Source organism: Thermoflavimicrobium dichotomicum (assembly GCF_900114055.1).
GTDB classification, from domain to species: Bacteria; Bacillota; Bacilli; order Thermoactinomycetales; family Thermoactinomycetaceae; genus Thermoflavimicrobium; species Thermoflavimicrobium dichotomicum.
On the sequence record NZ_FORR01000033.1, the window covers coordinates 1 to 15,154 of the forward strand.

Below are 15,154 nucleotides of genomic sequence, written 5' to 3' on the forward strand. Positions count from 1 at the left end.
CCCTTAGTAGCTTAACCTGTTGCTAAAGGTACTCGTCTCGGTGATACCCTTGACTTGACTTCATTTCCTTATCTAATTTTCAAGGTGCGTTTCTCTCTTCACCGCATCTCGCGGCGACGTTTATTAATATACCATAGCTACTTCAACCTCGCAAGAGGTTTTTTATTGGAATTTACATCCATTTTTATTTTTGCTTTAAATAACCCTTATCCTTTAAAAAGAGTCGCCAAAACAAATAAAAACCGGGTAATAAAACAGCTAATCCAATTCCATACACCCACATTGACCACTCCCCATGCGTAAACGCAGGGGATTCTTGGGTAATCCCGTCCACTGACAGGAAGTTGACCAAGCTAACCCCGTGGGCCCCACGGTTAAACAGTTTGAGTTGCTACGTCACAGGCTAGACCTACTGCTTGGTTTTCGCTTTTCAGTCTAGCCAGTCCATACACATAGCATTTTACCGTATCCATAGGAATCCTCCGATTAAGCGAATCGTTTTTGAAACGAATAACTTTTGCTCCAAACAAGAGCGGGATTGCAAACTTGGATAGAGAAAATCGATCATTCCCCTCATACAAATAAAAAAAGCCAGCTGATTCAAAGCTGACCTTGAACGTGAAAAAATAGACATACTCGACAAAAAATTCGAAATCAACCTCAAAGACATTACCTATTCTTCTACCAATAAGCAGGTTGAGACTCAGCCCCTTCCCAAACCAACATACTCGGCAATGCCAGGTTCCATTGTTATATCAACTCACTTACCAGTCGTCCTGGATCAGCGGTATATCTTTCAAGTGTCTGCGTGAAGCGAATGGCATCAGCACCGTCAAGAACACGATGGTCAAAACTAAGCGACACATTCATTCGCCATCCGGGAACAATCTCACCATTGGGTGAAACGACAGGCTTGCGTTCAATCGGATGAATCGCCAAAATAGCGACTTCTGGCGGATTGATAATGGGCGTAGCCCATTTTCCTCCCAGTGCCCCCGCATTGCTAATCGTAAATGTACTTCCCTTCAACTGTTCAGAGGATAAACGTCCCAAACGGGCAAGTTCGGTTAACTGTCCCACTTCACTTGCCAATTGTTCGATGCTCTTTTTTTCAACCTGATGAATCACAGGCACCAACAGTCCCCGTGGAGTGTCTGTGGCAATACCGAGTGATATCGAAGAAAATGTGTGAACTACTTGTTTCTCTTCATCAAAATGGGCATTAAATTGCGGATGGTGCTTTAAGGTGACCGCTACCATTTTTAGCAATACAGGTAAATAAGTCAGACGCGGAGCCTCCTCTGTGCGCTCCTGCAAGCGCTGCAGACGCCATCGAACCAAACCTTCCACAACCAATTCATCGAAGTGAGTCGCATGTGGTTTATGGGTAACGGAAAAATGAAGTCGCTCAGCAATCACACGTCGAACTGGAGATAGGGATTCTTCCTTGACTTTATCATCTACACCATGCTCAAACACGGACAGGGATGCCACTCGTACAGTTTCTACTGATTCTTTTACTTGTCTGATTTGTTCCACGGATCGTTGAACATCTTCATTTAAAATTCTCCCATTTGGCCCAGTTCCTTCCACTTCAGACAGATCGATTCCCCATTCACGAGCCAAACGGCGTGTCGATGGAGTAGCTAACACCCGTTTTCTTCTTTTGGAGGAATCTGTGTCTGTTTTTCGGTTGGATAAAGAATGTTCGGCATGGGTAGAGCTATCAGAGGTTTGGAATATGTCCTTACTCACTTCATCCTTGGACTGGAGAGTAAATAACACAGATCCAACCGGAACGGTCTCTCCCTCTTTCCAATACAGCCTGGCAATCCGACCCGCTTGCGGTGCAGGCAGTTCAACTACTGCTTTATCTGTTTGCACTTCACATACAGGCTGATCTTGTTCCACTTGATCTCCTGCTGAAACCAACCACCGAACAATTTCCGCTTCAGCGACTCCCTCACCGATGTCTGGCAGCTTAAAATCAATTGCCATACCCTTCCTCCCTCTAGTAAGAAATGACTTGATGGATAGCTCGTGAGATTCTGTGAATATCCGGGCGGAAAGCATCTTCTAACGCAAACATGGGTACAGGCACATCATAACCAGTCACTCTTGCTACTGGAGCTTCCAGATACAAAAACGCTTCTTCTTGAATGAAAGCAGCGATCTCCGCACCCAAACCTGCTGTTTTTGGAGCTTCGTGTACAATAATGACTCGCCCTGTTTTCTTGACTGACTCCACAATGGTTTCTTCATCGAGAGGATACAATGAACGAAGGTCAATAATATCGCAAGTAACCCCTTCCTTGATCCATGCATCAGCGGCTTGCACTGCAATCGGAACCATCGCTCCCCAAGCAATCAGAGTAACATCTTCTCCCTCCCGTACTTTTTTCGCTTCACCAATCGGAACTTCATACCATCCTTCCGGAACTTCCTCTTTGACTGAACGATACAATTTCATCGGCTCTAAATAGATCACTGGATCAGGATCTTGAATGGCAGCCAACAATAGTCCTTTCGCATCGGAAGGAGTGGATGGTGTTACAACCTTCAAACCAGGGATATGCACAAACAGGCTTTCCGTCGAATCACAGTGAAGTTCTGGCGCCCTGATTCCACCACCGTAAGGGGCACGAATAACGAGTGAATTGGGGAAAGCACTTTGGGTTCGTGTCCGCAGGCGAGCACAATGCGCAACAACCTGTTCAAAGCCTGGATAGATAAAGCTTAAGAATTGAATTTCTGCCACCGGCTTGAAACCGCTTACAGCAAGTCCAATGGATGTTCCCACAATTCCCGCTTCGGATAGCGGTGTATCAATGACCCGATTGTCACCAAACTCCTCCCACAATCCCTCAGTTGCCCGAAATACGCCTCCATTTTTCCCCACATCTTCACCCAAGACCAGCACATGCGGATCTGTTCTCAGAGCAACACATAAAGCGTCTCGAATCGCCTGCACCATGGTTAGCCTAGGCATGATAAGTCCCTTCCTTTTTTAGTAGCTCTTCTTTTTGCTTTTCCAAAGCAGGAGGAAGCTTTGCGTATACATGTGCAAATAAATGAGTGGAAGGTTTGGGTGGAATCGCTTCAGCTTCTTTGACAGCCTGCTCAATTTTTTGTTTTGCGTTTTCTTCCCAATCCCGCTCTTCTTGTTCCGTTAACAAACCTTCATTTTTCAATAAGGTAATATAACGAATCAACGGATCTCTCTTGTTGATCCATTCCTCTACTTCATCAAATGGACGATAACGTGTTGCGTCATCGGCGGTCGTATGCGCTCCTTTCCGATAGGTAACCGCTTCGATCAAGGTGGGGCCTTCTCCCTGACGCGCTCTTTCTACGGCCTGCTTCATAACTTCAAACACGGCTAACACGTCATTTCCATCGACACAAATTCCCGGAAAATTGTAAGCACTGGCTTTTTGAGCCACCGTTTTGGATGCAGACTGTCTCGTAAAGGGGACGCTAATCGCATAACCATTGTTTTGGCAGAATAAAATGGCAGGCAATTGAAAAACACCTGCAAAGTTACACGCTTCATGAAAATCGCCTTCTGATGTGGCACCATCACCAAAGTAAGCAACAGCTACACTATTTTCTTTCCTTAATTTAGAACCCCAGGCAGCTCCCACTGCATGTGGAATCTGCGTGGCAATCGGAACCGCTGGTGGCATGATACGAACACCTTCAGGCGGTTTACACCCTTCTACCCGACCAGCCCAGTAAAGAATAATTTGCGTAAGCGGCATGCCGACAATCATGGCAACGCCGTGATCACGATAGCTGGGAAATACCCAATCCTCTTGTTTCAGTGCCAAAGCGCTGCCTACTTGTGCCGCTTCCTGTCCTTCCAATGGAGCATAGGTACCAATCCGTCCCTGTCTTTGCAAGACAACCATTTTCCGATCAAACAAGCGAATGAATGTCATCCAACGATAGAAACGCAACTTCTCTTCTGTCGACTTTTCATCCCAAACCTTTTCACCCGTTGGTGTAATCTCTCCTTCAGGTGTAATATATTGAACCCACTCACTTTCCCATTGATTAAACACAATAAGGCTTACCTCCCTTTGCCCTCTTGAACGAGTCCTAAAGAAATTCGCCGAATCTCTGCTACATTTTCAATCCGCTCTTGTACGATCTGATCCGCTGCTTGATATGTAGGGATCTGTTCTCGTTTGGAACGTTCATAAATCTTAAGAAGCATATCATAGATGGCTTTGGTCTTAGCCACCACGAATTCTTTATTCTTGACTCCCTCTGCTTCAGCTGCAACCTGGATGAGTCCACCCGCATTAACCAGATAATCAGGTGCATATAAAATTCCCATCTCAAATAACTGATCTCCATGCCGATGTTCAGCCAATTGGTTGTTTGCAGAACCGACAATCGCATGACATCTCAGCTCAGAAATGGTTTGATCATTTATAATGCCACCACGTGCACATGGAGAGAAAATATCACAGTTTACCCGATGAATTTCACTCACTTCGCAAATATTTGTGTTTTCAGGATATTTTTCTTTTAAATCGTTTAATTTTTCTATATTTGTGTCCGCAATAATGCAACGGGCCTTGTCCTCTACCAACAGTTCGACAAGTCGTGAGCCTACTTTTCCAATTCCCTGAACGGCAATCACTCGACCTTCCAGACAATCGGAACCCCATAAAAATTGGGCTGTCGCCTTGATTCCATAATACACACCATACGCAGTAGGAACAGAAGTATCTCCCAGTCCTCCGTATGCTTCAGGCAGCCCTTGAATATAACGTGTTTCCCGAATCGCATAAATAAAATCCTCCGGATTGGTTCCCATATCCGTTCCTGTCATAAATCGGCCACCCAATCCCCCAACAAATCGACCGACTGCGCGAAAGAGCTCAGGTGATTTATCTTTGTCCGGATCCCCGATAATCACCATTTTCCCGCCCCCAAAGTCCACATCTACAATTCCACACTTATGGGTCATTCCATATGACAGGCGCAAAACATCTTCCAATGCTTCTTGGGTGGAAGAGTATGGGTACATCCGACATCCACCCAAAGCAGGTCCCAATGTTGTATCATGAATGGCAATAATGGCTTTTAAACCCGTTTGCTTGTTGCGACAGAAAATCACCTGCTCGTGTCCCAGCTGATCCATCAGCTCAAATACATCTTTCATGAAAGAAATATCTTTATCATATTTTGTTTCCATTGCTCTCCACTCTCCATTCGATCAATGATCTAATTGATCGCAGACAAGCCAGAACATCTATTTTTATCATTATATGTCCATGAACTTGAAGGGTTCATTGTTCTTCAAGGGAGAAGCTCCTTTTTCCCTTAGAGAAAATGGGAGCTTCTCCGATTGAGCCAAGCTCTATTTTCCTTCAAATCGTGGTGGTCGCTTTTGCGCAAAAGCCGAAAGCCCTTCCAGGAAATCTCTTGTTTTTCCGGCACGCTCTTGCACAACCGCTTCAAATTCCAATGCATCTTCAAGTGAAACTTCCATTCCACGATAAATCGCCTGCTTCGTCAAACCAATCGCAACAGCTGGACCTTGAGCCAATTTCCTGGCAAACGCCATTGTCTCTTCCAGCAGCTTTTCCTCTGGCACCAAGCGATTCGCAAGTCCGATTTGAATCGCTTCTTCAGCTTCCACATCTCTTCCTGTCATCGCAATCTCCAATGCTCTCCCGAGTCCCACCAGACGTGGCAAGAAATAACTGGAACCACTATCCGGTGCCAGGCCAATCCGTACAAATGCTTCAATAAACCGTGTTTTTGGCGTAATGAAGCGCAAATCACAAGCAAGTGCCAAACTGCAGCCGGCTCCAGCCGCCACTCCATTGACTGCAGCAATCAAAGGCTTCTCCATTTTTGTCATCGCCATGATCAAAGGATTATAGCGTGAACGTACACTATCCCCCAACTTGATTTCTTTCTCTTGTGACAAAGCTGTTCGGTCGTTTAGGTCTTGTCCAGAACAAAATGCCTTGCCTTCTCCAGTCAAAACAACCACATGAATTTCTGGATCTTCCTTTACTTGTTTCAATGTAGCCAATAATTCTGTGGTCAACTGATTATTGATGGCATTGTACACTTTGGGACGATTCAGCTTGATTAAACCGACCCCTTCTTCTTTGGTTAAGATTACAGTTGGTTCAGACATGGATGGTACTCCTTTCTATCTACTAGCCAAAATCATCTACCGCGAAATGTCGGTTTTCTTTTTTCTACAAAAGCTTGCATCCCTTCACGCTGATCTTCTGTGGCAAATAACATACAGAAATTGTTCTGCTCAAAATGAAGTCCATCTTCTAGAGACAAATCCAAAGCTTTTAAAATTGACTGTTTCGCCAGCCTAACCGCCAGTGGAGGTTTGCTGGCAATTTCCTGGGCCAAAGCCAAGGCCTCTTTGTCCAAATCTTCTACAGGCACAACCCGGTTTACCAACCCATAATCCAAAGCTTCCTGAGCCGTAATGGACTTGCCAGTCAGAATCATCTCCATGGCTTTTACTTTGCCCACAGCACGCGTTAAACGTTGTGTGCCTCCTGCTCCTGGCATCACTCCAATATTGATTTCAGGTTGTCCAAAACGTGCGGACTCTGAAGCGATAATCAAATCACAACACATGGCCAATTCACATCCACCGCCCAAAGCAAAGCCACTAACGGCTGCAATCAGCGGCTTTGAAATCTGGCGAATACGTAACCAGTCAGACAGATAACGTTTGACCATTAAGTCTACAGGCGATGCATCCACCATTTCTTTGATATCGGCTCCAGCCGCAAACGCTTTCTCATTGCCAGTAATGATCATGACCCGAATCTGTTCGTCCTGGTCACACTCTTCCAAAACCTCCACTAATTGGCGAATTAACTGCATATTCAATGCATTGAGTACATGAGGACGATTCAGCTGAATTCGTGCGACATGATCCAATTTTTCCACCAGTACAAGCGGCTCTGTCACCCATCACATCTCCTTCTATACAGAAAGCGTTTTCAAGCATGTCAATTAAAAAAAGTGAACTTTTTCTAACTAATACTATTCTATCAAACTGGATTTTGAATGTCAGTGAATTACATTACATCATTAAAACGAATACGCAGTAAAGTGCATAGGGAAAACTATTCAGTATCTTCTTGCCCTGCCAAACTCTTCGCATATTTAGCCATTTCTTGAATACATCCATTGCAGACAATTTTTTCCCGAAAATAAAATAACTTGTCCATTTTACCGCATAAGACACAAGTCGGATTATATTTCTTCAGAATAATTTGATCACCATTCACATAAATTTCCACTCCATCTTGGGGATGGATCTGCATAATATTTCGCAATTCTTTAGGTAAAACAATCCGACCCAAATGATCTACTTTTCTAACAATACCAACAGCCTTCATCGTACACCCTTCTTTCTATGTGATGATTTTGGATAAATGTATCTTCTATACACAATAAATAGAAGATTTTAATCGATAATACCTATATGAATCCATATATAATTGGATTATTATACATAAAAATAATAATTTATTTGTTTTTTGTAAAGTCATTTATATATCTTTTGATAAAAAATGGAGTGAAGGACGATATGAGGTCATCCCACTCCTTTTCCGTGATCCGGTTATTGACCGTTAGAGATGGAGCTTGCTTCCTGGAGCTAGCGTTTCGCCCGCGCTTCGGGATAGGTCCCTTCCTCCATGACGACTTCTGTACCATCACAGTCACTCCGTAAGGAACCCACCCCTCCACTTTATAGAAAATTCCATCCCTCTGATGGTGTTGCTCGGCAACATGAAGGTCTTGACAAAGCTTCCTTTTAGAAGACGAGCCTCCACTTCCGTTAGGCTTCCGTTGCTTCTACGAGCAAAAGTATCTCAGCTGGTAAAGGTACCTCTGGTTTACAAAAAGATCTCATCCAAAGATGGAAGCGGTTCCAAAAGGAAACGTAAATGGATCCTGAACCTGTAGTCCTGCTATTTGCTGCAAGATTTGGCCAAGTTTTTAATCATATCAACAGATTGTGGATTTTCAAGAGAAGAAATATCCCCTGGAGCTTTACCCAGAAAAGCTGCTTTCACAACCCGGCGCAAAATCTTGCCATTTCGTGTTTTTGGCAAATCTCCCACAATAAACACCTGTTTTGGTTTCAATGCTTTTCCCATTCGCTCACTGACAAACCGGACCAACTCTGTACTCAATGGCTCTTTTTCTTTCCCTGTCTCTTTGATGACAACAAAGCAAACAGGAACTTCTCCTTTTTCAGAATCCGGTACACCAATGGTACAAGCCTCAATGACATCGGGATGATCAACCAAAACCGATTCCATTTCAGCAGGTCCTAACCTCTTGCCTGCGATTTTGATCGTATCATCTGACCGACCCGTAATGTACCAAAAACCAGCTTCATCCACTTTGACCCAATCCCCATGCACCCACAAGTTAGGCCACCGGTCCCAATAAGTTTGGAGATAACGGGTTTCATCTTTCCAAAATCCTTGCGTCATGCCGACCCAAGGCTGGCGGAGAACCAACTCACCTACTTCTCCACGTACCGGATTGCCTTCTTCATCCAATACATCTGCATCCATCCCCGGAATTGGACCACTAAAGCCACATGGAACAACAGGTTGAAGCAAATTATTTCCCAATATTCCTCCAGATATTTCTGTACCGCCTGAGTAGTTTAAAATGGGAACTTTTTTCTTTCCTACTTTTTCAAATAACCAATACCATGGTTCCGGATTCCAGGGTTCCCCTGTTGAACCAAATGCACGCAAGCTATCCAGTTCATAAGAAGAAAGCCAAGCCTCTCCGTGTTTCATCAAGGCTCGAATCAGCGTAGGAGAAATACCGAGATGAGTCACTCCATAGCGATCGACAATTTTCCATAAACGATCCGGTTGTGGATAATCGGGCGTTCCTTCATACAACAACATGGCACTGCCCATCATAAGGGCTCCAATTACCATCCATGGTCCCATCATCCATCCCATATCTGTAACCCAGAACAAAATATCACCTATGCCAACATCCATACAGTATCCCGCATCGAATGCTGCTTTGATCGGGAAACCACCATGCACATGAACCGTTCCTTTTGGCTTTCCCGTTGTACCTGATGTATAAATAATCATAAACGGATCACTGGCATCAGTAACACAAGGAGAAAGCGCTTTCGACGAACCCATGAGTGTATCCCATTCGATGTCTCTGTCAGGATTCCAGGGACACTCTCTTCCCAATCGTTTGACCATTATGATTTTTTCAATGCTAGGCGAAAGCTCCGCCGTACGATCTGCTTCTTCTTTCATTGCTATTACCTTACCGCGGCGGTAAAATCCGTCGGCTGTAATGAGCAGTTTCGCTCCACAGTCATTGACTCTTGTCGTTACCGCTTCTGCTCCAAAACCAGAAAAACAAGGGGTATAAATCGCTCCGATCCGGGCAACAGCTAACATGGCGATCACATTTTCCGGAATCATGGGCAAATAGATCGCCACCCGATCACCTTGTTTAAGTCCTAGCTGCACAAGTCCTCTGGCCAGGCGATTCACCTCTATCCATAGATCACGGTAAGTATATTTTTTAACTTCTCCATCTTCGCCTTCCCAGATCAACGCTAAACGATGCCGTGCCGCTGGATCTTCCACCCAACGATCAAGACAATTCGCCGAGACATTAATCTTGCCATCGATGAACCAACGGGTTTTGGCAATTCCATCAGCCATATCAAGCACTTGCCGGTAAGGTTGGATCCATACCAATCCCATATCCTTGACAACTTCATCCCATAGCCAGGCAATGTTACGGATGGATTGCTGATAAAAAGTGGAGTAATCATTAAATCCATGCTTTTTCATAAATTGGTAGAGTTTCGTCTTTTTTACCTGTTCCTGCTGTGGTACCCAAGCGATTTGGCTCATCGAATCACCCCATTTTTAAATAGTGTTCTATCATACCTATTGTAAAACGATCTAAATGATAAGGTAAAGATATTAAAAAATATAAAATAAAAATAATAGGATCAATATTCTCGGCAATCACCGTTTACCATACCCAAAATCGATTCAAAATGGAGCCAAGACCAAATTTGTTGATTATAAATCATTCCCTTTATAACCCATTCAAAACAAAACGGAAGCAAAATCTTATAAAATTTGGGGTATAGTAGAAATACCTCTACATTTTACATATCATATAAAGAGTGGTTGATCGCAATGGAACAAAAACAACAGAAACGAATTATCAAAAGGGAATCGATCCAAAGTCAATATTTATTGGAAACAAAAGAAATCCTGATCTATTTGCCTCCTGGGTATGATGAAACCGTTACATATCCTGGCTTAATTCTTCATGATGGTACGGATTATTTCAACTTGGGGAGAATCGCTACTCAAGCAAGCCAAATGATTATCAATGGGGAGATCATTCCCTTGATCATGGTGGCTGTACCGGTCAATAAAGAAGTGCGAACAGCCGAATATTCGCCACTTGGTCACCGTAACCAGGAACATCAACAATTTATTGTTGAAGAACTCCTTCCTCTTTTAAAAGAACGTTATCCGATTGATCTTTCTCCACAGGGGCTGGTGATCGGCGGGTCATCTCTCGGCGGGACCGCTTCTCTTCATTTGGCTCTTAGATATCCCCAGCATTTTGTAAAAGTCCTTTCACAGTCAGGGGCTTTTCTGGAAGCAACTACTGAACAGATAATTCAGAGCCCTTCCCTTTCATACTTAACCATTTATCAATCCATCGGCTTATCCGAAACGGCTGTCAGTACACACATGGGAAGTCTCGATCTGGTCACCCGAAACCGGGAAATCCATCGACTTCTTCAGGAGAAACATGCACACGTCCATTACAGAGAAAAAGAAGGCGACCATACTTGGGGCCTCTGGCAAAAAGATTTGCCCGAAGCGCTTACCTTCTTCTTTGGAAAAGATCAGCCGGTTAACGAATTGGCTCGATAACCGGAAAAGGTCGTTGATCCAAGTAAAGATCAACGACCATCTTTATCTCTGATCGTTTTACTTTTTCCTGACAGTCTCTCAGGAAAATTTGGTGAAATCACTTAATCTCCACCACCTCCGCCACAGCCTCCTCCACAGCTACTGCATCCACTTGAATCGCCACCACCATCACTACTGCTATCTCCATTACCACTGCTATCCACATATCCACCATCAGATCCGGAACCACCATCAGATCCGTAAGAGCCTGTTTTTGATTCTGCTTCATCGATCTCCTTATACAACTTTTCATATTCTTGATAAAAATGATCATGGTGATAGGCAGAAAGATACAATCCCCCAACAAGTAAAGACAACGAAGGATGAGACAACCGCAAACCTTTTAGATATCGATGATAGAATGTAGATGGATAGGTTCCATATGCACGAGTAAAGTTTTTCTGCGATACAAGTTCATGATGAATAAACTGGATTAAAAAAGAGATAATTTCCGCTACCCCTGTCAGATTCTCTGCCGCCTGTTCATTGAAATACTTCTTCTTCAGCAAATCTGGAGACAATCGCTGAAAATCATTAAGTAATTCCAGAGAAAGAGGATGTCTCAAAAAAGGGCCCCATGCGATCTGACTATAATGGGTAGGCTGAAATAAAAGTACATATATGAAATCAAACCATGCTCTTTCTCCCGGGTTAAACGGAGCCTCAGAATCATTGGGAATATGATGGAGCATGTTTTTCAAGTACCGCTCCGAGAATTCTTTATATTCACGTGTAAACATCAGCATTTCATGCCAAACATCATCGACTTTCCTGCTAAACATCGGCACGGAGCGCAGAATTGCAGTCATCATTAAATACCGTTCCCATTCAAACCACCGATGTTCCCATTCCACCAAACTGATTTGATGTTCCCGAATCACTCTTTCTCTCACACGTTCTACATATCCAGGAGGATAGGAAGCCCTTAAATGCTCAAGTAATGATTTCATATGGCTCTCAAACATAGCATTATGTTTTTGAATGCCCAAATCTGGCAAAATATAGGAAATGGCCGATGGCTCTTTCTTTTTTCCCATACGATAAAATACATTCACAACAATTACAACCGCAATAAAGATCAATAAGAGCACTGCAGCAATTCCTTCCATACGCATCCCTCATTTGGAATCCTTTTTCTAATTTCTATTCTAAACCGAACGTTCCAAGGGTTCTATAAAAACGGCCTATTTTTTAACAAAAAATCAAGTACAACCCTATAAAAATAAACGCACTTACCCGAAGTAAGGTAAGTGCTTCCACTTAACAACAATTCCTCTAAACAAGGAAATTCTTTAACAGATTGGACATCCAGACCCCTTTTCCGTCTCGTTCCTGTCGCTCAACTGAAAAAGAAACCACTTGTGCTCGGTTCAATCTCAAAAAACAAGTCTTTATTCACAATACTTGTCATAGGCAGCGGTTAACTTTTGAGCGATCTCTTCCAGGCTTGCTCCTTCGATCTCGTGACGGTGAATCATTTGTACCAACTTACCGTCTTTAAGCAGAGCAAACGATGGAGAAGATGGCGGCTCTCCTTCAAAGTACTCACGTGCCCGTGCAGTTGCCTCACGATCCTGCCCTGCAAATACAGTATACAGATGATCTGGCACTTTTTTATGTTTTAGCGACAAAGCCACACCCGGACGAGCTAATCCCGCTGCACAACCGCAGACGGAATTGACCACAATCAAGGTAGTACCTTTTGCTCCTTCTCCTTGCAAAACTTCATCCACTTCTTCGGGCGTACGAAGTTCTTTAAAACCAATACGAGTTAACTCGTCACGCATGGGCTGAACCATCATTTGCATTTGTTGAATATAGAAATTTTGCAATGCTATCCCTCCTTGCTGTTTATTGTATCCAAATGATTCAAAAACGTCTATGACTTGTAGAAAAACCCCAAAAAAGCAGGAGCCAACCAGGATGAAACGACAGTGGACCACAGGATTGATTGTGATCACTTTTGCCGTTTCGGTCACGGATTGTACAGGAATGTCGCATGATCCGTATTCGCCTTCCTCCTGCTTGGCTGGTGTGGTGCTGTTTGCAGTTTGTTTCTTGGTCTGATTTATTATTTAAACCCGCATCGATCTGATGCGGGCTGTTTTTCGTCCCTTTTATCCCTTGACCACTGATGCGATTTTTTCAAAAGCGTAGGCTGCCTGAAGAACCGTATCATCTTCCCCTTTTCGACCCACCAGCATCATCCCCACCGGCAGTCCTTGGGAGAAGCCGCAGGGCACGTTGATGGCCGGATGACCCGTCACGTTGAAGGGGCAGGTGTTGTAAATCATGTTGAGAGCAGAGGCGATTTTTTCCTCAACGGATGCGTCTTCGGCGGGAATTCGCGTCGCTTTTTGCGGCGTTGTAGGCATAAGCAGGATGTCGTACTGATTGAAGGCATCATCGTAGGCTTGGGTCAGCGTCCGGGCCAGATTTTGCGCCTTGGCGTAGTAGCGGCCGTGGTAGAAGGTCTCCATATACTGACCGAGGAGAAGAACCAGTTTCACCGTGGGACTGTAATCGTTGGCACGGGTCAATCGTCCCCGGCCGTAGGCATCCAACAAGGAAGTGGTGTAATAGCCTTTCCAGTTGTTGCCCATTCCGTTTCCCCGCACCATCAGCGACACGATCCCTTCGAAGGCGATGCCGTTCCAGATGTGAATTCCGTCGTGGTGCATGGGAATGGAGACCTCTTCCACCTTGGCTCCTAGCTCTGTGAAACGTTCGGCGCTGGCACGTACCAATTCGTTTACATCCGGTTCGGAAACTTCCCCCCAGGTGAACCCTTCTTTGACAATGCCAATGCGCATCCCCTTGATTTCCCGACCCACTGCCTTTAGATAATCTTTTTTGGGCAGGTTGCTCTGACGGGGATCGAGCCCGTCGGAGCCGGCAATGACATTTAACAGAAGCGCAGCGTCAGCTACGGTTCTGGCGATGGGGCCAAGGTGATCCAGGGTTTGCTCGATGGGGAAAGCCCCGGTGTAGGGGACCAAACCGAAAGTGGGTTTTAAACCAACCACGCCGCACCAAGAACTGGGCAGGCGAATGGAACCGCCTTGATCGCCACCCACGGCCATGTCTGCTTCCCCGGTGGCCACCAGCACCGCTGAGCCGCTGGAAGAGCCGCCGGAAGAGTACTCTGGGTTGTGGGGGTTCCGAACGGGCCCCGTGTCGGAGGTGTGGCTTGCCCCAGAAAGACAGAGGTGTTCGCAGACGGCTTTTCCGACAATTTCCCCTCCTGCCTCCAGAATCCGGGTGACCACCGTCGCATCCACGTCCGGTATATAGCCCTCCAACAGCGCAGAGCCGTTCATCATGGGCACCCCGGCAACGCAGACATTATCCTTGATGGCAATTTTCTTTCCGCTCAAGGGACCTTCTTGCTCGCCTTTGATCGATGTTTTCCAATACCATGCCCCTAACCTGTTTTCTTCCTTAGAGGGACGGTATCCAGGGGTACGTGGGTACTTGACAGGCAACTTTGGTTCGACCAGCTGTTCCAGTCGGGTATAAGAGGCAATGCCTCCCTCCATCAAATTGCTGTATACACCCAACTCTTCCTCAGTTAATTCCAGATGGTACTGTTCTGCAATCCGGCGCAATTGATCCTTTGTCGGTTTAACTACAGCCATTATAAACTCCTCCATTCTTTGTTTCATAAAATAAATACTATTTAGAGATTCATTTGCTTTTTAACAGATAACTCTATATTTTCGCCACTCTCTGCTCAAAATAAGACTTACTTACTTTTTAAGATCTAAGATCAGGCTTGAAAAACGATTCTTATTGCGCCGTCCCCTTGGTGATCCCTCTCGGTACACCGGAAGAACGTACAAATAGTTGGTTTTGATAAGTATAGCTAATGTTTTTATCCATTGGGTAATGGCGGAGCAAATAATCTCAAACTATTTTTCTTCCAAGCGAGGGAGTAATGCCCCTAAACCACATCCCTTCCGGATACACAATGACAAGGCAAGCATCTTGGCAGCGTCCATTGCATCGGGTTCTGGTGGTGTGAATCTGGCGATCCAAGTTACATGCTTTTTTATTAAAAAACCTCATCTCGTTGCCCAGTGAGAAATTCGTTGGCCCGGGTATCAATGTCGCGCTTGTCCAACATTCCTGTT

At 44.7% G+C, this 15,154-nt stretch carries 13 protein-coding genes; 2 read left to right on the plus strand and 11 right to left on the minus strand.

Features of this window, described 5'->3' with window-relative positions:
* Positions 1-750: 750 nt before the first annotated feature.
* The 8 genes from BMZ78_RS17570 to BMZ78_RS17610 all read right to left on the minus strand — a co-directional run bounded on the left by BMZ78_RS17570 (position 751) and on the right by BMZ78_RS17610 (position 9,932).
* Complete coding sequence (locus BMZ78_RS17570; RefSeq protein WP_175482552.1) at positions 751-1,998, minus strand: dihydrolipoamide acetyltransferase family protein; 1,248 nt, start codon at positions 1,996-1,998, stop codon at positions 751-753.
* Positions 1,999-2,011: 13 nt separating this feature from the next.
* A complete protein-coding gene (locus BMZ78_RS17575; RefSeq protein WP_093231700.1) occupies positions 2,012-2,989 on the minus strand; it encodes an alpha-ketoacid dehydrogenase subunit beta in 978 nt (325 codons plus the stop codon).
* Positions 2,982-4,064 (minus strand): pyruvate dehydrogenase (acetyl-transferring) E1 component subunit alpha, encoded by a 1,083-nt coding sequence (gene pdhA, locus BMZ78_RS17580; RefSeq protein WP_093231701.1) that lies wholly within the window; start codon positions 4,062-4,064, stop codon positions 2,982-2,984. The genes BMZ78_RS17575 and pdhA overlap by 8 nt, the downstream gene beginning before the upstream one ends.
* A gap of 8 nt (positions 4,065-4,072) precedes the next feature.
* Entirely contained in the window at positions 4,073-5,176 is a 1,104-nt protein-coding gene (locus tag BMZ78_RS17585; protein WP_093231710.1) for a Leu/Phe/Val dehydrogenase, read from the minus strand.
* Positions 5,177-5,374: 198 nt separating this feature from the next.
* Positions 5,375-6,166 (minus strand): enoyl-CoA hydratase/isomerase family protein, encoded by a 792-nt coding sequence (locus BMZ78_RS17590; protein WP_093231702.1) that lies wholly within the window; start codon positions 6,164-6,166, stop codon positions 5,375-5,377.
* Between the two features lie 32 nt (positions 6,167-6,198).
* Positions 6,199-6,972 (minus strand): enoyl-CoA hydratase-related protein, encoded by a 774-nt coding sequence (locus BMZ78_RS17595; protein ID WP_093231703.1) that lies wholly within the window; start codon positions 6,970-6,972, stop codon positions 6,199-6,201.
* Positions 6,973-7,130: 158 nt separating this feature from the next.
* Positions 7,131-7,406 carry an AbrB/MazE/SpoVT family DNA-binding domain-containing protein gene (locus BMZ78_RS17600; RefSeq protein WP_093231704.1) on the minus strand — a complete coding sequence of 92 codons (276 nt, stop codon included), beginning with the start codon at positions 7,404-7,406 and terminating at the stop codon, positions 7,131-7,133.
* A gap of 576 nt (positions 7,407-7,982) precedes the next feature.
* Positions 7,983-9,932 carry an AMP-binding protein gene (locus BMZ78_RS17610; RefSeq protein ID WP_093231706.1) on the minus strand — a complete coding sequence of 650 codons (1,950 nt, stop codon included), beginning with the start codon at positions 9,930-9,932 and terminating at the stop codon, positions 7,983-7,985.
* 294 nt (positions 9,933-10,226) lie between these two features.
* Here BMZ78_RS17610 and BMZ78_RS17615 point away from each other — a divergent pair, with 294 nt between their 5' ends.
* On the plus strand, positions 10,227-10,982 hold the full coding sequence (locus BMZ78_RS17615; RefSeq protein WP_093231707.1) for an alpha/beta hydrolase: 756 nt from the start codon (positions 10,227-10,229) through the stop codon (positions 10,980-10,982).
* 101 nt (positions 10,983-11,083) lie between these two features.
* Here BMZ78_RS17615 and BMZ78_RS17620 read toward each other — a convergent pair whose 3' ends face one another.
* Together BMZ78_RS17620 and BMZ78_RS17625 are read right to left on the minus strand one after the other, a co-directional pair.
* Positions 11,084-12,130 carry a glycine-rich domain-containing protein gene (locus tag BMZ78_RS17620; RefSeq protein WP_093231708.1) on the minus strand — a complete coding sequence of 349 codons (1,047 nt, stop codon included), beginning with the start codon at positions 12,128-12,130 and terminating at the stop codon, positions 11,084-11,086.
* 282 nt (positions 12,131-12,412) lie between these two features.
* Positions 12,413-12,829 (minus strand): BrxA/BrxB family bacilliredoxin, encoded by a 417-nt coding sequence (locus BMZ78_RS17625; RefSeq protein WP_093231711.1) that lies wholly within the window; start codon positions 12,827-12,829, stop codon positions 12,413-12,415.
* Between the two features lie 115 nt (positions 12,830-12,944).
* Here BMZ78_RS17625 and BMZ78_RS18955 point away from each other — a divergent pair, with 115 nt between their 5' ends.
* Positions 12,945-13,088, plus strand: coding sequence for a hypothetical protein (locus tag BMZ78_RS18955; protein ID WP_175482554.1), 144 nt, complete (start codon positions 12,945-12,947; stop codon positions 13,086-13,088).
* 50 nt (positions 13,089-13,138) lie between these two features.
* Here BMZ78_RS18955 and BMZ78_RS17630 read toward each other — a convergent pair whose 3' ends face one another.
* Complete coding sequence (locus tag BMZ78_RS17630; RefSeq protein ID WP_093231709.1) at positions 13,139-14,659, minus strand: amidase; 1,521 nt, start codon at positions 14,657-14,659, stop codon at positions 13,139-13,141.
* Positions 14,660-15,154: the final 495 nt, after the last annotated feature.

What these genes read in the sequence shown, in the direction of transcription:
- BMZ78_RS17570 (WP_175482552.1), bottom strand. Translation starts at nt 1,998, where the DNA reads ATGGCAATTGATTTTAAGCTGCCAGACATCGGTGAGGGAGTCGCTGAA.
- BMZ78_RS17575 (WP_093231700.1), bottom strand. Translation starts at nt 2,989, where the DNA reads ATGCCTAGGCTAACCATGGTGCAGGCGATTCGAGACGCTTTATGTGTT.
- BMZ78_RS17585 (WP_093231710.1), bottom strand. Translation starts at nt 5,176, where the DNA reads ATGAAAGATGTATTTGAGCTGATGGATCAGCTGGGACACGAGCAGGTG.
- BMZ78_RS17590 (WP_093231702.1), bottom strand. Translation starts at nt 6,166, where the DNA reads ATGTCTGAACCAACTGTAATCTTAACCAAAGAAGAAGGGGTCGGTTTA.
- BMZ78_RS17600 (WP_093231704.1), bottom strand. Translation starts at nt 7,406, where the DNA reads ATGAAGGCTGTTGGTATTGTTAGAAAAGTAGATCATTTGGGTCGGATT.
- BMZ78_RS17610 (WP_093231706.1), bottom strand. Translation starts at nt 9,932, where the DNA reads ATGAGCCAAATCGCTTGGGTACCACAGCAGGAACAGGTAAAAAAGACG.
- BMZ78_RS17615 (WP_093231707.1), top strand. Translation starts at nt 10,227, where the DNA reads ATGGAACAAAAACAACAGAAACGAATTATCAAAAGGGAATCGATCCAA.
- BMZ78_RS17620 (WP_093231708.1), bottom strand. Translation starts at nt 12,130, where the DNA reads ATGGAAGGAATTGCTGCAGTGCTCTTATTGATCTTTATTGCGGTTGTA.
- BMZ78_RS17625 (WP_093231711.1), bottom strand. Translation starts at nt 12,829, where the DNA reads ATGCAAATGATGGTTCAGCCCATGCGTGACGAGTTAACTCGTATTGGT.
- BMZ78_RS18955 (WP_175482554.1), top strand. Translation starts at nt 12,945, where the DNA reads ATGAAACGACAGTGGACCACAGGATTGATTGTGATCACTTTTGCCGTT.
- BMZ78_RS17630 (WP_093231709.1), bottom strand. Translation starts at nt 14,659, where the DNA reads ATGGCTGTAGTTAAACCGACAAAGGATCAATTGCGCCGGATTGCAGAA.